The sequence below is a fragment of the Mesorhizobium sp. WSM4844 genome, from assembly GCF_055811775.1.
The window spans coordinates 127,051-147,214 of sequence record NZ_JBVVQB010000012.1 but is presented as its reverse complement, the minus strand read 5'-3'; the positions used below and the strand labels follow the sequence as shown (position 1 = coordinate 147,214).

At 62.7% G+C, this 20,164-nt stretch carries 21 protein-coding genes; 9 read left to right on the top strand and 12 right to left on the bottom strand.

From position 1 onward, the window contains the following. Window positions 1–9: 9 nt before the first annotated feature. Window positions 10–1,119 (bottom strand): chorismate synthase, encoded by a 1,110-nt coding sequence (gene aroC / locus AC0L2A_RS12975; protein ID WP_473609140.1) that lies wholly within the window; start codon window positions 1,117–1,119, stop codon window positions 10–12. A gap of 291 nt (window positions 1,120–1,410) precedes the next feature. Between aroC and AC0L2A_RS12970 the strand changes: the two genes are divergently transcribed. The 5 genes from AC0L2A_RS12970 (at window position 1,411) to AC0L2A_RS12950 (ending at window position 6,104) form a co-directional block, all read left to right on the top strand. Further along, window positions 1,411–1,674, top strand: a complete 264-nt coding sequence (locus AC0L2A_RS12970) for a DUF1344 domain-containing protein (RefSeq protein ID WP_287209946.1) — start codon at window positions 1,411–1,413, stop codon at window positions 1,672–1,674. Between the two features lie 483 nt (window positions 1,675–2,157). Then, window positions 2,158–3,759, top strand: a complete 1,602-nt coding sequence (locus AC0L2A_RS12965) for a sensor histidine kinase (RefSeq protein ID WP_473609139.1) — start codon at window positions 2,158–2,160, stop codon at window positions 3,757–3,759. 126 nt (window positions 3,760–3,885) lie between these two features. After that, on the top strand, window positions 3,886–4,560 hold the full coding sequence (locus AC0L2A_RS12960; RefSeq protein WP_023799350.1) for a response regulator transcription factor: 675 nt from the start codon (window positions 3,886–3,888) through the stop codon (window positions 4,558–4,560). A gap of 222 nt (window positions 4,561–4,782) precedes the next feature. Then, window positions 4,783–5,343, top strand: a complete 561-nt coding sequence (locus AC0L2A_RS12955) for an RNA polymerase sigma factor (protein WP_473609137.1) — start codon at window positions 4,783–4,785, stop codon at window positions 5,341–5,343. Between the two features lie 308 nt (window positions 5,344–5,651). After that, entirely contained in the window at window positions 5,652–6,104 is a 453-nt protein-coding gene (locus AC0L2A_RS12950) for a hypothetical protein (RefSeq protein WP_473609136.1), read from the top strand. A gap of 37 nt (window positions 6,105–6,141) precedes the next feature. Here the strand turns inward: AC0L2A_RS12950 and AC0L2A_RS12945 are convergent, their stop codons facing one another. From AC0L2A_RS12945 to AC0L2A_RS12920, 6 genes are all read right to left on the bottom strand, one after another. Next, window positions 6,142–6,729 carry a histidine phosphatase family protein gene (locus AC0L2A_RS12945; protein ID WP_473609135.1) on the bottom strand — a complete coding sequence of 196 codons (588 nt, stop codon included), beginning with the start codon at window positions 6,727–6,729 and terminating at the stop codon, window positions 6,142–6,144. A 54-nt stretch (window positions 6,730–6,783) separates the two neighbouring features. Then, window positions 6,784–7,602 (bottom strand): enoyl-ACP reductase FabI, encoded by an 819-nt coding sequence (gene fabI / locus AC0L2A_RS12940; RefSeq protein ID WP_473514711.1) that lies wholly within the window; start codon window positions 7,600–7,602, stop codon window positions 6,784–6,786. A gap of 223 nt (window positions 7,603–7,825) precedes the next feature. Continuing rightward, entirely contained in the window at window positions 7,826–8,626 is an 801-nt protein-coding gene (locus AC0L2A_RS12935; RefSeq protein WP_473609133.1) for a DUF1194 domain-containing protein, read from the bottom strand. Window positions 8,627–8,793: 167 nt separating this feature from the next. Beyond that, window positions 8,794–9,711 (bottom strand): hypothetical protein, encoded by a 918-nt coding sequence (locus AC0L2A_RS12930; protein WP_473514713.1) that lies wholly within the window; start codon window positions 9,709–9,711, stop codon window positions 8,794–8,796. 99 nt (window positions 9,712–9,810) lie between these two features. After that, the gene (locus AC0L2A_RS12925) at window positions 9,811–10,731 is read right to left on the bottom strand and encodes a DnaJ C-terminal domain-containing protein (protein WP_473609132.1); all 921 of its coding nucleotides are present in this window, start codon (window positions 10,729–10,731) and stop codon (window positions 9,811–9,813) included. Window positions 10,732–10,830: 99 nt separating this feature from the next. Further along, complete coding sequence (locus tag AC0L2A_RS12920) at window positions 10,831–11,307, bottom strand: RT0821/Lpp0805 family surface protein (protein WP_473609131.1); 477 nt, start codon at window positions 11,305–11,307, stop codon at window positions 10,831–10,833. A gap of 41 nt (window positions 11,308–11,348) precedes the next feature. Here AC0L2A_RS12920 and pdxH point away from each other — a divergent pair, with 41 nt between their 5' ends. Beyond that, window positions 11,349–11,966, top strand: coding sequence for a pyridoxamine 5'-phosphate oxidase (gene pdxH, locus AC0L2A_RS12915; RefSeq protein WP_473609129.1), 618 nt, complete (start codon window positions 11,349–11,351; stop codon window positions 11,964–11,966). Between the two features lie 82 nt (window positions 11,967–12,048). Here the strand turns inward: pdxH and AC0L2A_RS12910 are convergent, their stop codons facing one another. The 3 genes from AC0L2A_RS12910 to AC0L2A_RS12900 form a co-directional block, all read right to left on the bottom strand. Further along, window positions 12,049–12,357 carry a type II toxin-antitoxin system RelB/DinJ family antitoxin gene (locus tag AC0L2A_RS12910; RefSeq protein WP_473609128.1) on the bottom strand — a complete coding sequence of 103 codons (309 nt, stop codon included), beginning with the start codon at window positions 12,355–12,357 and terminating at the stop codon, window positions 12,049–12,051. A 69-nt stretch (window positions 12,358–12,426) separates the two neighbouring features. Continuing rightward, the gene (locus AC0L2A_RS12905) at window positions 12,427–13,179 is read right to left on the bottom strand and encodes a crotonase/enoyl-CoA hydratase family protein (protein ID WP_473609127.1); all 753 of its coding nucleotides are present in this window, start codon (window positions 13,177–13,179) and stop codon (window positions 12,427–12,429) included. A gap of 52 nt (window positions 13,180–13,231) precedes the next feature. Further along, entirely contained in the window at window positions 13,232–15,001 is a 1,770-nt protein-coding gene (locus AC0L2A_RS12900; RefSeq protein WP_473609125.1) for an acyl-CoA dehydrogenase, read from the bottom strand. Between the two features lie 209 nt (window positions 15,002–15,210). On the opposite strand from AC0L2A_RS12900, the gene AC0L2A_RS12895 reads away from it, so the two are divergent. After that, on the top strand, window positions 15,211–15,441 hold the full coding sequence (locus AC0L2A_RS12895) for a hypothetical protein (RefSeq protein ID WP_473508749.1): 231 nt from the start codon (window positions 15,211–15,213) through the stop codon (window positions 15,439–15,441). A gap of 175 nt (window positions 15,442–15,616) precedes the next feature. After that, entirely contained in the window at window positions 15,617–16,714 is a 1,098-nt protein-coding gene (locus AC0L2A_RS12890; protein ID WP_473609124.1) for a glycoside hydrolase family 25 protein, read from the top strand. A 37-nt stretch (window positions 16,715–16,751) separates the two neighbouring features. Here AC0L2A_RS12890 and purD read toward each other — a convergent pair whose 3' ends face one another. Continuing rightward, entirely contained in the window at window positions 16,752–18,029 is a 1,278-nt protein-coding gene (gene purD, locus AC0L2A_RS12885; protein WP_473609122.1) for a phosphoribosylamine--glycine ligase, read from the bottom strand. A 162-nt stretch (window positions 18,030–18,191) separates the two neighbouring features. Here purD and ubiA point away from each other — a divergent pair, with 162 nt between their 5' ends. After that, window positions 18,192–19,175, top strand: coding sequence for a 4-hydroxybenzoate octaprenyltransferase (ubiA, locus tag AC0L2A_RS12880; protein ID WP_473609121.1), 984 nt, complete (start codon window positions 18,192–18,194; stop codon window positions 19,173–19,175). A 247-nt stretch (window positions 19,176–19,422) separates the two neighbouring features. On the opposite strand, the gene AC0L2A_RS12875 is transcribed toward ubiA, so the two are convergent. Further along, window positions 19,423–19,992: a DUF6101 family protein gene (locus tag AC0L2A_RS12875; protein WP_023799370.1), complete on the bottom strand. Its 570-nt coding sequence runs from the start codon at window positions 19,990–19,992 to the stop codon at window positions 19,423–19,425. Window positions 19,993–20,164 lie beyond the last annotated feature (172 nt).

The following is a 20,164-nucleotide window of genomic DNA, read 5'->3' as shown; positions in this document are numbered from 1 at the left end:
CCTACTCCCCTACTCCCCTATTCCCTTCCCCGTCTGTCCCCGATGACGCAAATAGTGATCGGCGATCGCGCAGGCAACCATCGCCTCGCCGATCGGCACGGCGCGGATGCCGACGCACGGATCGTGCCGGCCCTTGGTCATGATCTCGACGTCGTTGCCGTCCTTGTCGATCGACTTTCGCGGGGTCAGGATCGACGAGGTCGGCTTGACGGCGAAGCGCGCGACGATCGCCTGGCCGGTCGAGATGCCGCCGAGGATGCCGCCGGCATTGTTGGACAGGAAGACCGGCTTGCCGTCATTGCCGATACGCATCTCGTCGGCATTTTCTTCGCCGGTGATGCGGGCGGCCTCGAAGCCGTTGCCGATCTCGACACCCTTGACGGCATTGATCGACATCAGGCCCGAGGCAATGTCCTGGTCGAGCTTGGCGTAGATCGGCGCGCCCAGGCCTGCCGGAACGCCGTCGGCGACGATCTCAATTGTCGCGCCGACCGAGGAACCCGCCTTGCGGATGCCGTCAAGATACGCGGTGAAGACGGCGACCGATGCCGGGTCGGGCGTGAAGAATGGATTTTCGGCGTCGCCAACGAAATTCCAGTTCCAGTTGGCGCGGTCTATTCGTTTTTCCCCCATCGACACCAGCGCGCCGCGCACGACCATGCCGGGCACGACCTTGCGGGCCAAGGCTCCGGCCGCCACCCGCGCCGCCGTCTCGCGGGCCGAAGAACGGCCGCCACCGCGATGATCGCGCAGGCCGTATTTGGTGTCGTAGGTATAATCGGCATGACCAGGCCGGTATTGGCGGGCGATCTCGCCATAGTCCTTGGAGCGCTGGTCGACATTCTCGATCATCATCGACACCGGCGTGCCGGTGGTGATCATGGTCTCGCCGTCGTCATCGAGGATGAAGCCGGACAGGATCTTGACCTCGTCGGGCTCGCGACGCTGCGTCACAAAACGCGATTGACCCGGGCGGCGCTTGTCGAGCTCGGCCTGGACCTCGGCGCGCGTGAAGCGGATGCCGGGCGGACAGCCGTCGACGACGCAGCCGAGCGATGGACCATGGCTTTCGCCCCAGGTGGTGACGCGGAAAAGATGGCCAAACGTATTGTGAGACATGAAAACCAGCCCTGCCGGCACCGAGCCGGCTTAGCGCATAACCCCGAAAATCGGAGCGATTTTCGGGAAGGATCATGCGCAAAAACAAAAGTGCCACAGCGTCGTTTCTGCGTCAGGGCGCGCGGCGCCGTAGCTGCGTTCTATTGGCGTTTTCCGCAGCGGTCAAACTGTGATCTGGCGGATTTAGTTTTGACACATTCGGTTGGTTTCTGCTTCCCTCGACCCGTCTGTTGAACACCGTCTGTTGAACACCCGCCGCCCCCGAGCCGGCGCAATGATAAGAGGACGATGATGCGTATCCCGATCGGCGCCGTTGCCGCCATGTTGCTGATTTCCACCGCCGCCTTCGCCGGCCAGACCGAAGGCCTGATCAAAGAGATCGACAAGGAAACGTTGACGCTGACACTCGACGACGGCAAATCCTACAAGCTGAACGCCGAAACCGATCTCGAAGCGCTGAAACCCGGCATGGACATCGTGATCGCCTACGACGAGACAAACGGCGAGAACATCATCACCGACATGCAATTGCCGGAAAGCGATTCAACCGAATAGACTCATTCAGTCAGGGCGGTGCTGGCTATTCTCGCGAGCAACGCGACCAGTTTCGGCTGCGATGGGTCTCGGTTCCTGGCGGTTTCGCAAGTGACTCGCAAGTCACCCGCGAAAGCTTCAACTCTACGCCCGATGAAACCCGGCAAGCCAGTCTCGCCTTCGGCTTGCGGCGTCCGGCTGAACTTAACCTCTCACGGGTTGAAGTCGCTAAATTCGGACGGCAGGACTGCATTCTCACCAATTTCTAACCTGAATCTCTCGTATCCTTAATAGCGGGTCCTCTATGGTTGCTCCGTGCTGAAACGGCGTCGCGGAAATGTTGCGCCGATCTGCGCGAGCCATCCTGCACGGTGGCCTTCTCTGCCGCGAAGGGGGTATTCTTGAATCCGATCGGTTTCGGGTTCTCAACGCCGATGGACACCGATGGGCATCAGGTCTCGCATTCTTGTATTTCAGCTCATTGTCGTGGGGGCAGTCGTGATTATGGCGGCTATCGTCTACATCACCATTCGCTCGACAACCTACTACACACAGCGCGTGCAATGGGCCAACAACCAACTGGAAGCCGTCACCGCGCTTACGGTCAACGCCAACCGATATTCCGAGCAGATCGCCGAGTTCCTGTTAATTGGCGAACCGGAGCGTCCCGACTATGACAGCGCCCGCGCCGAACTTGAGGCCGGATTCGAAAAGCTCGCGCAACTGACCAGGGGAGAAGCCGAGTTTCTCGGGCGCAGCAGCGAACAGGAGGACAGCGGTGACGAGATCTTCCGCATCACGCGGATGCGCACGCTCTACGGAGAAATCGCCAAAGCCACGTCGGACGCAATCAACCTTCGCAACCAGGGGCGCCAGGAGGACGCGGTCAGGATTTTTCGCCGGGACATCGAGAATCGTTTCGACGCCGAGTTCGAAAACATCCTAGAAGCCGCGCGGCGCGACGAAGAGGAAGAGGTTGTGCGAACCGAACTGCAGGCAGAAGCACTGTGGCGACGCCTGACCTGGATGACGGCCGCGCTTGCATTGGCTGCCGTGGTTCTCTGCTTTGTTGCTGCTTTCCTTCTCGCCCGATCATTGATGCGCCCGATCAGCCTGCTGACCGAAGGCACGGAGGCGATCAGTCGTGGTGATCTCGACCACCGGATCGCCTTTGATGGCCGCGACGAACTTGGTGCGCTCGCCAGGCGGTTCAACGAAATGGCCACGCATCAGCAAGACCAGCGCGACCGGCTGCTCAATGCCAAAGCAGAACTCGAGCAGCAAGTTGCCACACGGACCGCCGAGCTTGCCGCGGCGAACCAGCGGTTGACGGAGCTCGACCGGTTGCGCGTCCAGTTCCTCGCCGACATCAGCCATGAACTGCGCACTCCACTGACGGCGCTTCGCGGTGAAGCGGAAATTCCGCTGCGCCATGGTTCAAAGCCAGAGGCAGTGTACCGCGATGCGCTCGAACGGATTGTCACTCAGAGCCTGGAGATGGGACGCCTCGTCGACGATCTGGTTTTTCTTTCTCGTTCGGAAACCGATACAATACGCTTCGAGCCCCGCCGAACGGACCTCGTTACCATCGTCGCCGATGCGGTCCACGAGGGCGAAATCCTGGGGCGCGCCAAGGGCATCTCGATCAAGGCGGCCTACAGCACCCGTCCGGTCTGGATCACAGCCGACGCGCAGCGGCTCAAACAGGCTCTGGTGATAATTCTGGACAATGCCATAAAATATTCTCCGCGCGATCGCTCGGTGAACTTGAGCATGACCGTTATGGACGGGCATGCAGAGATTGCGATACGCGACAAGGGTTTGGGCATTCCAGCCGAGGAAATACCCAAGGTGTTCGAGCGATTTTACCGTGGCCGAAGCCCAAGGGCGTCGCGCCAACTTGGCAGTGGCCTCGGTCTGGCGATCGCGAAATGGCTCATCGAAAAGCATCGTGGTGAGATTGCGCTCACGAGCGAGGTCGGGTCTTTTACCGAGGTCGTGGTCCGGCTTCCATGCGCTGACGCAACCGCGTCTGCGGATGCGAACGCAGGTGCCGCCGTAGTCGTTCTGAAAAAGAGGCTGCGTGCAAAAACCGGCTCGGAATAAAGAACGACCTCCTTCGTTTCATGGATTACGATTGTTGAGGCGGGAGCTTGGCGGAATGACCACGCCCATCGCGGGCGGGGAATTCTCTCACTCCCCGCAATACGACCCGGGGAGAAGGTGGTGTAAATGTCAAGGATTCTGCTGGTAGAGGACGACGATCGCATCGTCGGCTTCATCAAGCGAGGGCTCGAAGCCGAGGGTTACGTTGTCGACGTGACCGACAGTGGCGGGGATGCGCTGGCGATGGTGCGGGAGACGCCATATGCGCTGATCGTTCTCGACCGAATGCTTCCAGGAATCGACGGCCTCGAAGTATGTCGCATGCTGCGGCGCGAGCAGCACCAGCATCTTGTCCTGATGCTCACGGCCAGAGACAGCCTGCAGGACAAGGTCGAAGGGCTGAAGGGGGGCGCCGACGACTACCTGACCAAACCTTTCGCCTTCGACGAGCTGATCGCGCGCATGGAGGCGCTGCTTCGCCGCGGCTCCAGCACCGGCACGGACCCAGTCCTCAGAGTTGGCGATCTGGCGCTTGATCCGGTCGGCAAGAAGGTCTGGCGCGGCGAACGCGAGATCAGCCTTACGGCTAAGGAATTCAGGCTTCTCGCGTATCTGATGTCGCACTCCGGCGCTGTGATCAGCAGAACCCGGCTGCTCAACAATGTTTGGGATCTGAGCTTCGACCCGGAAACGAAGGTGGTCGATGTCTACATCCGCTACCTTCGCAGCAAGATCGAAAGCGTGGACGAAAAGCCGCTCATAAAAACCGTGCGGGGCTTCGGCTACGTGATATCGGCTTGAAGCCAGCGGTCACCTTCGTTTTCAGGAAATAGGCAGTTCTCTCACCAAGCTCTAACCTGATGCTTGCCATTGTCTAATCCTGGCCTTGCCGAAATCTAGCCGGACTCCCACGCTGGTTTAGCCGCCGTGGTCATATGCTGCCATATGAAGATACCGACCCACCCCGAATGCGTGCGGAGGCGGCTGACTTCGCCTGGTCCTCATGAAACCGGAAACTTCGACGTGATTGAGACTGATCAATTCGGAAAGCAGCTTGTTGCATTTCTTCCGAACCTGCGCCGCTTTGCGATTTCCCTTTGCCGTTCCCGCGATCTTGCCGACGATCTGGTGCAAGCGGCTTGCGAACGCGCGCTTGCCAACACCGAGCGCTTTGAACCTGGAACCCGTTTTGATGCGTGGTTGTTCCGGATCCTGCGAAATTTGTGGATCGACCACATCAGAAGGCAGCGCACGGCCGGGCCGCAGGACGACATTGAGCAACGGCAGGACCTTGTCGGCGCCTGTGGCGAGCGAGATGTCGAAGCACGCTTTACCCTGAACAGCGTTGCCCAGGCGATCACCGACCTGCCGGACGATCAGCGCGAAATCATTCTCCTGGTCTGCGTCGAGGACCTTTCCTACAGGGAGGCGGCCGGCGTTCTCGGGATCCCGATCGGAACGGTGATGAGCCGGCTGGCGCGCGCCAGAAAAAATCTCGCCGAGGCAGTCGGAATAAATCCCGGCTTGCCACGTTCACCGGTCATGAAGGGCGAGAACAGAAATGATCAGATGCGAGTTTGCTGACGAAACGCTCATGGCCCTTGCAGACGGCGAACTCGACGACACGACTGCCGCAGCCATCGAGAAAGCCATGCAGCCGGATATCGCCAGCCGGGTCGCGCTGTTCCTGGAAACCCGCATTCAGGTCAATGAGGCACTGATGCCGGTTCTCGATGAACCCGTTCCCGAACGGCTCAGCCAGTCCGTGCAGCGAATGATCGACGAGGCCAGGTGGCGCAGCGTTCCATCGCACGCCAGCGAGGCCACGCGTGTCGTTGCCTTCAGGGCGGGGGACAATCAGGCAATGCCGCGCCCCCCGGGGATCCTGGATCATGCCGCTGGCTGCTTCGCTGGTTGCAGTCGTTTTTGGGTTCGGCGGATATTTTTTTGGATTTGCCAGCCAAAACCAGCCGCATGGACTTGAGGTGGCAGGGCAGGACAGCCCTCTTTCAGAGGCGCTCGGGCAGGTGGCGTCCGGCGAAGAAGCCGTGCTGGCAGGCTCCACCGACAGGATCAGTGCCGTAGCCACGTTTCGCGATGGAACCGGTTCCTTGTGCCGCGAATTCGAAATCGATTCTGCCAACCGCTCGACCGTCATATCCGTGGCGTGCCACTCGGATCATGGTTGGGCGGTGAATTTTGCCGTCGTTGCGCCCGCGCGCGATGGCGGATATGCACCGGCCTCGTCTTCGGAAGCGCTCGATTCCTATCTCGCGGCAACCGGAGCGCATGAGCCTCTGTCACGGGAAGACGAGGCAGCGGCGTTGAGATCGTTGGGCCAGTAGAAGGCGGGCCCGTGGGCATGCTTTTGGGCGACATGCATTAGAGCCACTCCAGGCGTCGGCCCTCCAGCCTGAGCAAGCGATCGTGCGGCACATTCAGCCTGGCGGCTTCTTTCTCGGGCATCCCCAGCACCATGCGGAACAGGACGCGCACGACGCCGCCATGCGTCACGCAGACCGTCCGGCGGTCCAGCGCGTCGAACCACGGCTTCACCCGTTCGAGCAGCATTTGATAGCTTTCGGCGCCCTCGCCGGGCGGCAGGAAATTCCACTTGTCGAGGCGCCTCTCCCTGGCCGAGCCGAGATGCCGGGCCTCGAGTTCGGGAAAGGTGAAACCCTGCCAGTCGCCGAAACTCATTTCGACAAGGCGGGGATCGGTGCGGTAAACTTGGGGATCGAGCCCCATCGCCATGCGAATGCGTTCCATAGTCTCACGCGTTCGCTGCATCGGGCTGGCGACAAAATCGAAATCTTCGGGATTTTGAACGAGTTCCGCCAGCCGATGGCCATTGCCGGTCGCCTGCTCGCGGCCGAGCGGGTTGAGATCGGTGTCGGCCTGTCCTTGCAGCCGGGACTCGGCGTTCCACACCGTCTGGCCATGGCGCGCGATATAGACGAGCGGATACATCAGGTCATCCGGAGAGCGGTCGAAAACGGGCGGGAGAGTATGTCCGAGGCGGGTCTATTCCTTGACGGTCGAAATATCAGGCGCGTCGACCGCCTTCATGCCGACGACATGGTAGCCGGAATCGACATGGTGGACCTCGCCGGTGACGCCGCGTGAAAGGTTTGAAAGGAAATAGACCGCTGAATCGCCGACCTCCTCTTGCGTCACCGTCTGCTTTAGCGGCGAATTGTATTCGTTCCACTTCAGGATGTAGCGAAAATCGCCGATGCCGGAGGCTGCCAGCGTCTTGATAGGACCGGCGGAGATGGCGTTGACACGGATTTTCCTGGCGCCAAGGTCGACGGCCAGATAGCGCACGCTGGCTTCGAGCGCTGCCTTGGCAACACCCATGACATTGTAGTGCGGCATCACTTTTTCCGCACCGTAATAAGTCAACGTCAGCAGCGAGCCGCCATCGGTCATCAGCGCCTCGGCGCGCTTGGCGATGGTGGTGAAGGAAAACACCGAGATGTCCATCGTGCGCAGGAAATTGTCGCGCGTCGTCTCGACATAGCGGCCTGTCAGCTCGTCCTTGTCGGAAAAGGCGATGGCGTGGACGAGGAAATCGAGCTTGCCCCAACGCTTGGCGATGTCGTCGAATACCGCATCGAGCGTTGTCGGATCGGTCACATCGCAATGGCCGGCGACATGGGCGTTGAGTTCCGCCGCCAGCGGCTCGACGCGCTTCTTGAACGCCTCGCCCTGATAGGTCAGCGCGATTTCGGCGCCATGGTCGACGCAGGCCTTGGCGATGCCATAGGCGATCGACCGATTGTTCGCGACGCCAAGGACAAGCCCGCGCTTGCCGGCCATAATGCCTTGTCCACCCGCCATGTGAGCGCTCTCCGCAAGATTTGCTGCTTCGTGAAGTGGCTATCGCACAGGCACAGAGCCCCTTCAAGCGCTCAAAACGGACAGTGCCCGCCCGGCTGACCTTCCGACCTGAGTATCGATTGCCTGGGCGAAGCGCTTGTGGCGCGCTCAAGCGAGAATTGACGAAAAGACGCCACGCCATGTCGTGCAGCAGTTCTGCAAGTGTAGTTGTGCATCGAAGCGGTCACTCGATCCTGAAACGAGGCGCATCTGCCGGCGCCGACGCCAACAGGTCGCGAACAAGTTTCCTCGTCATGAATTCACCGGCGTCTTTCGCATCCGAGATGTCCATGGCGAACGCTCCCGGACCGCCGATCACGCTGGAGCGGAAATATTGCGCAAGTTCCGCATCCTGCCCCAGGACCAATCCGTTGATCGTAAAACCTTGCGCCAGCGCCGCGTCTCGCGAGGATTCTGTTCCGCCCGCGAAATTGTCGGCTCCGTTGGCGCAGATGTTCATGACCGCGCGCTGCGTCGCGTGCGGCGATGACGTCAACAGGAGCGAAGCAAAGGCGATCGCCTCCGACATGTCTGTCAGACGATCGTGCATCGCCGCGGGATCAGCGTCGCCGTCGCGATCCTGCTCCATATCGCCGCCTCCGTAATGGGTTCGATCGATGAGCGTCACCGAAGCGAGCGCCTGAGACACGCGCGCGGCGTCCTCGGCCGAGCCGATGACGGTCCAGGGCACCAACAGGTCGAACTTGCCATCGCTTGACCATGTGAAGACGGCGAGCCCGATCCGACGCCGCGGGCCGGCGGTGGCGGCGCGCAGGAAGTCGGGGTGGACGAGCGCCCGCACGAGCCCGGCCTGCTGGAGCCATTCCTCATATCGGCCGATCGAGTCCGATACGTCGATTGCTGTGACGACATTGGCGTCGGTGCCCGGCACGACCGCGTTGGCCGCTGGCGAAGCGCCGCACAGGAAGACCATCAGTGGCAGGGCGAGGTGAAGGGCGCGCCAGCGGCAAGGTTTCGCCGGCATGGCAGGCTTCGACTTCACACCTTGGTGTTCTGAACGACGCCGGAACCAGCGCGTTGGAACGGACGGAAACAGGTGCGACGGCATTGGCTCCTCCCGGAATGATCCCGGGGTAACGGGCCGGAGCCAAACTTATTCCTCCTGTTCGCGCGGCCGTTTCCGCAATTCGGTTATGTCCGCTTTGAGAATGGCAGGCTCGGATCCATTGCCTGAAGATCCGCATCACGCCCCAGCCCGCGATAGAGGATGAACGCACAGCAACAGGCGACGGCAATCGACAGCATCTCGCCGCCGTCTTCCGCGTAGCCAACGAGCTTCGAGCCCGTCAGGAAGTGCAGCATGTCAACCACCACGGCAAAACCCACAAGACACGCGAACAGCAGCAAAAACACCGATCCGAGGGCTTGTTGCCTCGGTCTGCTTTGCCAGAATGACCACAACAGCGGCGCCAGCAGGCCGAGCGCGACCGCCGACCAGGTGATGATTTCCCCGGTGTCGCGAGCCCGCATGCCCGGCAGCGAAACGAGGTCGAATGTCGCTGCCAGCAGCAGGCCGCCGCGCTCATGGAAACGGGTGGCGTCGTCGAGCGTCACAAAACTGAAAATCAGGGACCAGGCAAGAAACATATGCTCCCTGGTTCGAAGCCAGACGCCGAACAGAAACAGGGCGCAAAGCGCGGCCTGCCCGTAGTTGAACATCTCGGGCAGCGATCCATCCCTGCTGATGTTGAGACGCGCTGGCAGATCGTAGTGTGAAATTCCAACAGATCGAAGCGCCTCGATCGCGAAGGGAACGGTGATGACGAGGATATTCAGGCATATCACTATCAGCGCGAAAACCCTGCTGAACCTGTCGTTTCGATACATCGCCCGGATTTCCGCGAACGCACTTTCCAAACTCGATAAAGCATGACCCAGCAATCCGACGCGCTCCTTCGTTGCTCTTCGTTTGACGGACAATTTCGTTAGTCGACCAATGGGCTGGAAACGGGGCGGCCGCGGGTTTATTCCGCCCGCGCAAAAGAAAACGCTCTCGGCGACGAGCGACTGATCCGCCTGGCGCGAGCCGGCCGTGTTCCGGGCGGCCATCGAGCGATGTCGCGGAATGCGGCTGAGCCCTGCAGTCGAACAAGACGGACAGGTGAGAGACAAGAGCGTTTGCGGCGCAGCGCGCCTTGACGCGCCAGGCTAGCGTTTGCGGTTGCGCATCAACGCTTCGAGATCGCTGTCGCCACCCTCAGGGAGCATCAGCCGCACATGCGCGTAGAGATCGCCGTGACCGCCGACTTTTTCCGGCAGGCCCCTGCCCTTCAGCCGCAGGACCTTGTCCGAGCTCGACCAGGCGGGAACATTGACTGCAACCTTGCCGGTCGGCGTTTCGACCGCCACCTTGGCACCGAGCACGGCATCCGCCAGCGCAATCGGCAGGTCGGCGTGGAGATCGCGGCCTTCGACACGGTAGCGCGGATGCCGCCGGAAGCGGATCTTGACCAGCGCATCGCCCGGTTGCCCCGGCCCTTGCTCGCCCTGGCCTTTCAGGCGGATGGTCTGGCCGTCCTCGACATAGGCTGGCAGCTTGACGGCGACCTTGCGCCCGTCGGGAAACATCGCCGTTACCTTCTCGGCAGTCGCCGCTTCTTCGATGGTGATGTCGAGCGTCACGTTAAGGTCGGCGCCGGACGGCGCCTGCCGGCCGGCGCCCATGCCGGCGCCGCGAGAAAAGGTCTCGCCGAAAATCTGGCTGAAGATGTCGCTGCTGCCGTCGAACGGATCGCCGCTCGGTCGGCCTGAGCGAAACTCGAAACGCGAGCCGCCCGGCCCTTGCTGCCGGCGAAAACCGGCGAACGGATCGGCGCTGCCGGCGGCGCCCTCGAAGCCTTGAAAGCGCGGCTTGCCCTCGGCATCGATCTCGCCGCGATCGAAAGCCGCCCGGTTCTTCTCGTCGCCAACGATCTCGTAAGCCTGGTTGGCGGCGGCAAACCGCTCCTTCGCCTTAGGATCCGGATTCTGGTCCGGATGATACTCCTTGGCGAGTTTGCGGTACGCCGATTTTATATCCTTGGCCGATGCGTTCTTGGCAACGCCCAGCACCTCATAGGGGTCGCGCATGCTTCCTGCCCTGGAGAAGGAGTGAGTCCATGATTGCCATCTATATGCGCTCGCATAGGAAGAAATTCCAGTAGCTTACGGTCATATGATGGCGGAAAATCAGAGCGCCTTGAAGTCCTGCATCTGCCAGGCGCCGGCGCCGGCCAGGCACACCTCGCCCTTGAACAGGGCGACGCCGTCGAAGCTTTCGCGTGAGGCGGTGAAGCGGCGGCAAAGCTGGCCGTTGTCCCTGGACTCCGCCAGTTCGGTGATCGAGCCGCGCGAACCGGTATCGGAATTGGCCCACGGAACGGCCTGCCCGGCAAGTTCCTGAATATCGGCGGAAGACACCGCGTTGCGGATCGTCGCCTGGTCCGAGGCGCGATCCTGATCGATCGGCGAGGCAACAGCGGGCGTGCTGCTGGTGAGGATCGTACGGTCGACCTCCGCCTGCTCCAAACTGAAGCCGCCAGCACCGCAAGCGGCAAGCGGCAAGGCGACCAGCACGATCGCGGCGGCCTTGACCGCAATTTGCGCGCTGGCCGAAGCAATAAGGCCCCATTGCCTGCTGTCAAAAAGTTGCGCGATGCGCGACAATCGGCAATCTCCCCCGGCCGGCAATAGAATTTGGAAAAACTATGAGCGAAACTGAGTTAACAAGCGGTGACTTTGCCGAGGCTGCCGAGCCATTCCGCCTGTTTGCCACATGGCTTGACGACGCGACGAAGAGCGAGATCAACGATCCCAACAGCGTGGCGCTGGCGACCGTGGACGCCGAGGGCATGCCGAACGTGCGGATGGTGCTGCTCAAGGGGTTCGATGAAAGCGGATTTGTGTTCTACACGAATTTCGAGAGCGCCAAGGGCCGCGAGATTCTTGGCAGCATGAAGGCGGCGATGTGCTTTCACTGGAAATCGCTGCGCCGGCAGGTGCGTGCACGGGGGCCGGTGGAGATCGTTACCGACGTGGAAGCGGACGCGTATTACGCGACGCGTCCGCGCGGCAGCCGCATCGGGGCATGGGCGTCGAAACAGTCGCGGCCGCTGGAGAGCCGTTTCGCACTGGAAAAAGCCGTTGCCGAATACACGGCGCGCCATGCGATCGGCGAGATCCCACGGCCGAAACACTGGTCAGGCTTCCGCATCGTGCCGCAGACGATCGAGTTCTGGCACGACCGGCCTTTCCGGCTGCACGACCGCATTGTCTTCTCGCGCAACGCTGAGGGCGGCTGGGACAAGACAAGACTTTATCCCTGAGCGGCTGTCCCTTAAGCAGCTTCACCAAGGAGCCTGGGCGATACCTGCCGAACCACCTTGCCAAACCGTACCCAGACCAGCCTCAAGACTCACCTGCCCCCGCCTTGCGAGGCGCTGCCGCCCGGCGTGCAGCAAAATGGGATTCGGCGTCGACGTCTTCAACGTCCGGCCGCGTATCCTTGAGCGCCTGCTGAACTTTTGCCCGGAACCAGGCATCATGGGCGTCACTGTTGCTGACAAGTTCGAGCGGCAAGGCGCCCTCATTGGCGGTGCGCGTCAACAAGATACGAACGGCATCGGAAACCGTGAGCCCCATGTTTTCCAGAACCGCCGTGGCGCGTTCCTTCACTTCAGCGTCAATACGGGTCTGGACCAGTGCGTTCGACGCCATGGCAGTCTCCTTCGCCAGCAAACAATGTAATGCATGTGCATGACATATGCTAGACTCTAGTAGCGCCAGCTATCCCTTCTTCCTGGTCATGAAGGCCATCAAGGCGGCGCGGGCCTCATCGGATTTGAGCCGCGCGCGAAAATGCTCGCTTTCCTGGCTGATGCGGTCAACGAGGGCTTCACGCGAACCGCGCATCAGGTCACGCGCGATCTTCAGTGCCTGCGGTGGCTTGGCCGCAACCTGCCCGGCAGCGGCAAGCACGGCGGCTTCGAGTTCGTTCTCCTCGACCACTGCGTAGATCAGTCCGGCGGCTTTCGCCCGCTCGGCCGAAAAGCCTTCGCCGAGGCCAAGCAGCGCGAATGCGCCTTGCCGGCCCAGAATCTGCGGCGCAAGCAGGCTCGACCCCGCCTCGGGGACCAGTCCGAGATCGACGAAGGGCGTGCGGAATAGTGTGCGCGGCGTGGCGAAGGTCAGGTCGCAATGCAGGTTGAGCGTGGTGCCGATGCCGACCGCGATGCCGTCGACGCCGGAGATCATCGGCTTTTCCGTCCTGGCCAGCGCCATCAGGAAATCCCAGACTTCGGTGCCGCCCTCGCCGCCGGTGGCGACGACCATGAAATCGGCAAGGTCATTGCCGGACGAGAAGGCGCCTGGAACACCGAGGAAGACATGGACGCGGATCGCCGGATCGGCGTCGCCCTCGGCAAGGGCTTTGGACATTTTCGCATACATGGCCCGCGTCAAGGCGTTCTTCTTGTCCGGACGGTTCATGCGGATGATCTGGATGGCGCCCTGGCGCTCGACGAGGATATGGTCTGTCACGGGTGATCCTTTGTGAAACGCCGGGCTTTGTGAAACGTCAACCTGGTGGCTGTCAGGCAGAAATCAGTGTCTGGCCGGCAGTGGCAAGGCTGTCGGCGCCGCCGATGACACGCTCCTTCAGCGCGCTCGCCTCGCCAAGCAGGTTTTCGGCGTAAAAACGGCAAACGGCGATGCGGCTTTGATCGGCAAGCGCGCCGCGCGCCAGATAGGCGCCGCCCGCCGCCAGCGAGATCAGCCTCAGATACGGCGTCGCGCCGGCCAGCGCCGCGTCCGAGCGGCCGTCGGCGAGCAACCCCTGCAGGAAGCGCGTCGCCTGGCTGAGATCATCGAGCGCCTGGTCGAGGCCATCGGCGGTGCGGCCAAAACCTTGAAGGTTCGAGATCCGCGCTTGATTGGCGACGGCTTTCAGTTCGGCGATGTAACCATGCACATGCTCGCCGCCACCGAGCGGCAGCTTGCGCGCCACCAGGTCTATCGCCTGGATGCCATTGGTGCCTTCGTAGATCGGCGCGATGCGCGCGTCGCGATAAAGTGCTGCCGCACCGGTCTCCTCGATGTATCCCATGCCGCCATGAACCTGCAGCCCGAGCGAGGCGACCTCGACGCCGACATCGGTGGAAAAGGCCTTGGCCAGCGGCGTCAGCAGATTGGCGCGCTCCTGCCAATGGACGGCTTCATCGCCGACGGATACGCGCGCATGGTCGATGGCGTGCGCGCAGCAATAGCTGATGGCGCGCGCAATTTGGGTCAGCGCCTTCATGGTCAGGAGATTGCGCTGCACGTCGGGGTGATGGACGATCGGCGCCATGGCGTTGCCATCATAGCTCGCGGCCTTGCCTTGCCGGCGTTCATTGGCGAAGGCGAGCGCCTTCTGCGTGGCAGTTTCGGCGACCGCAACGCCCTGCATGCCGACGGCGAGCCGCGCATTGTTCATCATGGTGAACATGCAGGCGAGGCCCTTGTTTTCCTCGCCGATCAGCCAGCCGATCGCGCCGGGGGCGGTCCCTTCGAAACCGTCGCCATAGATCATGGTGCAGGTCGGCGAGGCGTGGATGCCCAGTTTGTGCTCCAGCCCGGAGCAGAAGACGTCGTTGCGTGCGCCAGGCGCGCCGTCGTCGCCGACAAGGAATTTCGGCACCAGGAACAGCGAAAGGCCGCGCGTGCCGGCCGGCGCGTCGGGCAGCCGCGCCAGCACCAGATGGATGATGTTGTCGGTAAGATCGTGCTCGCCATAGGTGATGAAAATCTTCTGGCCGAAGATGCGGTAGGTGCCGTCGCCGGCCGGCTCGGCGCGGGTGCGCAAGGCATTCAGGTCCGAGCCGGCCTGCGGCTCGGTCAGGTTCATCGTGCCCATCCATTCGCCTGAGACGAGCTTTTCCAGGTATTTGGCCTTCAGCGCCGGTGAGGCATGCTTGTCGAGCGCTTCGACCGCCCCCATGGTCAGCGTCGGGCCGATGCCGAAGGCCATGGCGGCGGAGTTCCACATTTCGAGCGCGGCGACGCCCAGCATGGTCGGCAGCGCCTGGCCGCCGAATTCCTCCGGCGCTGACAGCGCGTTCCAGCCGCCGTCGATCCAGCGGCGATAAAGTTCCTTCCAGCCGGGCGGCATGGTGACGGCAGCGCCGCTCAGCACCGCGCCTTGTTCATCGCCGACCTTGTAGAGCGGCGCGACCTCTTCGCTGGCAAAGCGGCCGGCTTCCACCAGAATGGCGTCGACGAGGTCTTCGCCAAGGTCGCCAAAAGTGCCGGCGTCAAGCGCCGGCTTCAAGCCAGCCACATGCTTCAGCGTGAAGGCGATTTCCTCGACTGGTGCCCGGTACATGCCGCTCGCTCCTCCTCTGTCCGGCAAGCCAACTTAAGATCCGTGCCGACACAAAACCATCCGCTTTTGGGTCGCCTCTCCATGTTCTTTTTACGTAAACGTCAAATTTTGTCACGCAGATTTTGCAATTGGAATTGTTCACGCTAAAATCGGCAAAAAGCCGGACAAGTCGACCGGCGACCGATCAAGAATACCGGAGGGGACCGCCCGTGCTCGCCAGACCTGACGCCTATCGCTGCACCGAATGCGGCCTGCCCTATCGAGCGGCAGGTTTTTGGCACCATCGGGGCAAGATCGAGGACGGCGCCGCCTATTGGTCGGATCGCGGCATCCTGTGTTCGCCGCAATGCTCGCTGGCCCATCACCGCAAGCGCCAGGCTGAGGGGACGCTGCCGCAAGCGCCGGCGCCCGACCCGTTCCACCCGCTCGCCCTCCGTTGATGACCAGCAAAGCCATCCCCGGCACGATTGCGGCGGTCGCCGCGGGCCGCCGAAAGTATTTCCTTAACCATGGCGGTTCAGGATCAGGCTTTGGCCAGCAAGGATCTGCTGTTTGAAGCCGCCGGCGCACCCTCTTCGCCGCCCAGGACTCCTCGCCGTCGCGACCGCGACGGCAATGGCGTTGGCGCCGGCACAAGCCTCGGACTTCTCCGCGCCCTGGAAGAATGCCGACCGGGCGCTGGTGATCGACGCCTACGAATACAATCCCATCGATTGGACCGAGCTTGCCACCGACAAGCGCATCGTCGGCTTCATCAACAAGGCGTCCGACGGGATGCCACCAGCGTATTTCTGTTTCGGCGACGAGACCGCGACGCGGCTCTGCAAGGCGCTGTGGAAGCGCCATGCGGTGGCACAGGAACTGTTCCAGACGCGCAAGGTGGTGGCCAAGGCGCTCGGCCTGAAATGGGGTGCTTACCATCTCGCCCGCCCGGGCAACCCCGTCGGACAGGCCAATAATTTCATCAATTTCGCGAAACCTGGTCCGGACGACCTGCTCGCCCTCGACATCGAGGATGACGACCCGACGAAATGGATGTCGCTCGAGGATGCAGAGGAGTTCGTGCGCCATGTGCATCGGCGGATTGGCCGTTTTCCGGTGCTCTACACCAACGGCAAGACCGCCAAGCACATCGCCGACAACAAGTACAAATACCGGCTGCTGTCGCGGCTGCCGCTCTGGTATGCGCGCTACAAGCCCGACATCGGCGTGCATTTTCCGATGGGCAACTGGCAAGGCTACGCACTCTGGCAGTTTTCGGCAAAAGCCAATTGCGGCCGGTTCCGCTGCCCCTATCGGGTGGCTGGCACGCCGAACGACATCGATGTCAATGTCGCACCGATGGATGCCGCCGCCCTGCGCGCGCAATGGCCGTTCGGCGGCCTGATCGACGCGCAGCCGGATTACCTCGCCTCGATACCGCTGCCTCTCTCGCGGGCGGCCGGCCTTGCCGGCAATGTCACCCTTACCTATGCGACAGTGGCGCCGCCGCCGAGCTTCACCGAAATGGTCGCCATGTTCAGCGCGGGCTGGGCCAAGTTCCGCGGCAGCTTGCAAATGCCTGCCGTAGGGACAGCGCTGCGTCTTCCGCGCCGGATCGCCGACTATCTGGGGTGGCTGCGAAAGGAAAAGCCCTCCGCATCGGCCGTTGAAGCCGCGCCCACCGATCCGGTCAGCACTGCGTCGACCGAGTTGGATGGTCGCCCCCGTTAATCTTGCCCCGCTGATCTTGCCCCGCTAATCTTGTACGTCAACGCGCCCGCTCGCGGGCCACGGCCTGCCAGCCGATGTCACGGCGGCAAAAACCTTGCGGCCAATCGATCCGGTCGAGCGCGGCATAGGCTCGCCGCTGCGCCTCGCCGACCGTGCCGCCGGTCGCCGTGACACCGAGCACACGGCCGCCATTGGCGACCAGCGCGCCGCTGTCGATGGCGGTGCCGGCGTGAAAGATCTCGACGCCATCACCCGCGGCCTGTTCGACGCCGCGGATGACCGAGCCCTTTTCCGGCGTGCCGGGATAACCCTTTGCCGCCATCACCACGGTGAGCGCCGCCTCGTTGCGCCAGCGCACCGAGGTATGTGCAAGCTGGCCGTCGGCGGCAGCGTTGAGCAGGACCAGGAGATCGTCCTTCAGCCGCATCATCAGAACCTGGCATTCCGGATCGCCGAAACGGGTGTTGTATTCGATCAGCTTCGGCCCCTCGCGTGTTATCATCAGCCCGGCAAACAGCACGCCCGAAAACGGCGCGCCAAGTTCGGCCATGCCGCGCATGGTCGGCTCGACGATCTCGCGCATGGTGCGGTCGATCATCTCCGGCGCCATCACCGGAGCCGGCGAATAGGCCCCCATGCCGCCGGTGTTCGGACCGACGTCGCCGTCACCGAGGCGCTTGTGGTCCTGCGCGGTGCCGAACGGCAGCGCGGTGACGCCGTCGCACAGGCAAAAGAAGCTCGCCTCCTCGCCGGTGAGAAACTCCTCGACCACCACCTCCGCGCCGGCCTGTCCGAAGGACCCGTCGAAACAGGCATCGAGCGCTGCCAGCGCCTCGGCCAAATTCATGGCGACGGTAACGCCCTTGCCGGCGGCGAGGCCGTCGGCCTTGATGACGATCGGCGCGCCGGTCTTTTCGACATAGGCCCTGGCCGACGCCAGATCGCGGAAGCGGCCATAGGCGGCGGTCGGGATGTCGTATTTCGCACAGAGATCCTTGGTGAAACCCTTAGAACCTTCCAGCCGCGCCGCCGCCCTGGACGGGCCGAAGACGCGAATGTTTTCAGCGCGGAGGTCGTCGGCAATGCCGGCGACCAGCGGCCCTTCCGGCCCGACCACGACGAGGTCGATCTTTTTCTCCGTGCAGAACCGGGCCACCGCCGCATGATCGGCAATGTCGAGCGTCACCAGTTCGGCTTCGCGGCCGATGCCGGGGTTGCCGGGCGCCGCGTAGAGCTTGGTCAGCAGCGGCGAGGCCGCGATCTTCCAGGCCAAAGCATGTTCGCGGCCGCCGGAGCCGATCAACAATACGCGCATGCCCAGATCCCTTGCCATTCCACGATCAGGACTGCGCTATTGCGCCCCGTACGATGGGTCAAGACATTTGGAAGACTTTGAGCGCAATTCCACACGGGAACGGGGAATGGTTCGGCCCGCTTGACGCTTGACGGCGTTCGCCGCTGCTGCCACTTCAGCACAATGGAACCCATCCAGTCGAAAGCAGCCCAGGGCCGCGTCGCCGATGCGCCGAGCGGCCACTGGGTCTACCGCATTCTGCCACGCCTGACATGGCCCTATGCGCAGCTTGCCCGGTGGGACCGGCCGATCGGCTGGCAGTTGCTGCTGTGGCCGTGCTGGTGGTCGGCAGCCCTTGCCGCGAGTGCCTATCCACGCCCTACTGATCCCCTGCTCTCGCTGCTGCCGGCGCCATGGTATCTCGTGCTGTTCCTGATCGGCGCCGTCGCCATGCGCGGCGCCGGCTGCACCTACAACGACCTGGTCGACCAGGACATCGACAACCAGGTGGAACGCACGCGCTCGCGGCCGCTGCCGGCGGGAAAGGTCACGCGCCGGCAGGCCTGGGCGTTTCTCGTGGTCCAGGCACTGGTTGGACTCGCCGTGCTTCTGCAGTTCAACAGCTTTGCCGTCCTGCTCGGCATCTGCTCGCTCGCCGTCGTCGCCATCTACCCGTTCATGAAGCGATTTACCAATTGGCCGCAACTGGTTCTCGGCCTTGCCTTTTCCTGGGGTGCGCTGATGGGATGGGCGGTCGAGTTCAGCGATCTCGATGGCCCGGCCGTCATGCTCTATATCGGCTCGATCCTGTGGGTGATCGGCTACGACACGATCTATGCGCATCAGGACAAGGAAGACGACGCCATCGTCGGCGTGCGCTCGACCGCACGACTGTTCGGCGACAACACCAAGACCTGGCTCGTCGGGTTTTATGGCGGAGCGCTGGTCTGCTTCGCCGTCGCCTTCGCGGCGGCGCAGGCGCCGGTGCCGGCGCTGGCCGGGCTGGTCGCCGCCGGCGCCCATATGGCGCGGCAGATCACCGTGCTCGACATCGACGATCCCGACCAGTGCATGCTTCTGTTCAGGTCGAACAACCAGGTCGGCTGGCTGGTGTTCCTCGGCCTGATCGGCGGTGCGCTATGGGTGGCGCTGAAGCCGCTGGTGTAGCGGCTTTTTTCCTTCTCCCCTTGTGGGGCCCGAAGGGCGGGCGAGGCCCGCGACTCGCCCCGGGCGGTGGATCGGCGCGTAGCGCCGAGAAGGTTGAGGGGTGTTGGAACAAATGAGGCGTTCGCGTTTCCTGGAACACCCCTCATCCGGCCGCTGAGCCTGTCCTCGGGCTTGCCGGAGGCAAGACCCGTGGGCGGCCACCTTCTCCCCTGTGGGCCCCCTTGTGGGAGAAGGGAAAGCGCTCGCTCTATTCGTCGCGCGAAATAATTTCCTGGCCGCCGATCACCAGCCTGAGGCCGAGGGCGCCGGCCCTGCGGCGGGCGAGGAAGCGCGGACGACGCATGGTCGAAAGCCGACCCCTGCGACGGTCCTGCGCGGGTAATGTCTTGATGGCGACGCCAAGCGATTCCTCCAGGGTGCGGGCGATGCCGTCGGATTCGATCAGAAGCATCGGCAGACGGTAGGCATCGGCCCAGGCGCGCCAGTCGGCGGCGACATCCTCGAGATCGTCGGCCACCAGCAGCGGCACCGAAAGCATCGGATCATTGTGCAGAAGCTCCAGCGTCACCGTGACATTGCCGTCCGGGTCCTCCATTGCGCGGGCTGCCACGCCACGAAACGCATTGGCGGGCAGAGCGATGAACGCCGGCAGGCCGCTCATCTCCAGCACGCGGCGAATGACGGCGCCACGATGGTCGATGGTGAAGGTAACGTCGCCATAGTCGTCGCGCGTCGCGTAGCTCACCACCTGCGGCAGGCGGAGTGGGTCGAGACGCATATTGCGCCCAGCCCAGACTGGCTTCAGTCCAGTGTTCATATCGTGCCTTTCCTGTCTCTCCTGAGAGCCGGTCTTCCGGTTCTCCGGGCCGGTTTTTCCAGCCTCGTTGTGGGGAAACATTAGCGCGGGCTTCTTATCGCAGCGCTTAAGAAAGTCGGTTAAATTTTGCTGATCTCGAGGCGATGGTTATCGGAATGCAACCATTCACAAG

Bases quoted from the DNA above. Each gene is read 5' to 3' on its own strand.
- AC0L2A_RS12945 (WP_473609135.1), bottom strand. From the start codon at position 6,729: ATGTATCCGCTCGTCTATATCGCGCGCCATGGCCAGACGGTGTGGAAC.
- aroC (WP_473609140.1), bottom strand. From the start codon at position 1,119: ATGTCTCACAATACGTTTGGCCATCTTTTCCGCGTCACCACCTGGGGC.
- ubiA (WP_473609121.1), top strand. From the start codon at position 18,192: ATGGAACCCATCCAGTCGAAAGCAGCCCAGGGCCGCGTCGCCGATGCG.
- AC0L2A_RS12925 (WP_473609132.1), bottom strand. From the start codon at position 10,731: ATGCGCGACCCCTATGAGGTGCTGGGCGTTGCCAAGAACGCATCGGCC.
- AC0L2A_RS12875 (WP_023799370.1), bottom strand. From the start codon at position 19,992: ATGAACACTGGACTGAAGCCAGTCTGGGCTGGGCGCAATATGCGTCTC.
- AC0L2A_RS12950 (WP_473609136.1), top strand. From the start codon at position 5,652: ATGCCGCTGGCTGCTTCGCTGGTTGCAGTCGTTTTTGGGTTCGGCGGA.
- AC0L2A_RS12910 (WP_473609128.1), bottom strand. From the start codon at position 12,357: ATGGCGTCGAACGCACTGGTCCAGACCCGTATTGACGCTGAAGTGAAG.
- AC0L2A_RS12960 (WP_023799350.1), top strand. From the start codon at position 3,886: ATGTCAAGGATTCTGCTGGTAGAGGACGACGATCGCATCGTCGGCTTC.
- AC0L2A_RS12890 (WP_473609124.1), top strand. From the start codon at position 15,617: ATGGCGTTGGCGCCGGCACAAGCCTCGGACTTCTCCGCGCCCTGGAAG.
- AC0L2A_RS12935 (WP_473609133.1), bottom strand. From the start codon at position 8,626: ATGCCGGCGAAACCTTGCCGCTGGCGCGCCCTTCACCTCGCCCTGCCA.
- pdxH (WP_473609129.1), top strand. From the start codon at position 11,349: ATGAGCGAAACTGAGTTAACAAGCGGTGACTTTGCCGAGGCTGCCGAG.
- AC0L2A_RS12900 (WP_473609125.1), bottom strand. From the start codon at position 15,001: ATGTACCGGGCACCAGTCGAGGAAATCGCCTTCACGCTGAAGCATGTG.
- fabI (WP_473514711.1), bottom strand. From the start codon at position 7,602: ATGGCGGGTGGACAAGGCATTATGGCCGGCAAGCGCGGGCTTGTCCTT.
- AC0L2A_RS12930 (WP_473514713.1), bottom strand. From the start codon at position 9,711: ATGGCCGCCCGGAACACGGCCGGCTCGCGCCAGGCGGATCAGTCGCTC.
- AC0L2A_RS12965 (WP_473609139.1), top strand. From the start codon at position 2,158: ATGGCGGCTATCGTCTACATCACCATTCGCTCGACAACCTACTACACA.
- purD (WP_473609122.1), bottom strand. From the start codon at position 18,029: ATGCGCGTATTGTTGATCGGCTCCGGCGGCCGCGAACATGCTTTGGCC.
- AC0L2A_RS12970 (WP_287209946.1), top strand. From the start codon at position 1,411: ATGCGTATCCCGATCGGCGCCGTTGCCGCCATGTTGCTGATTTCCACC.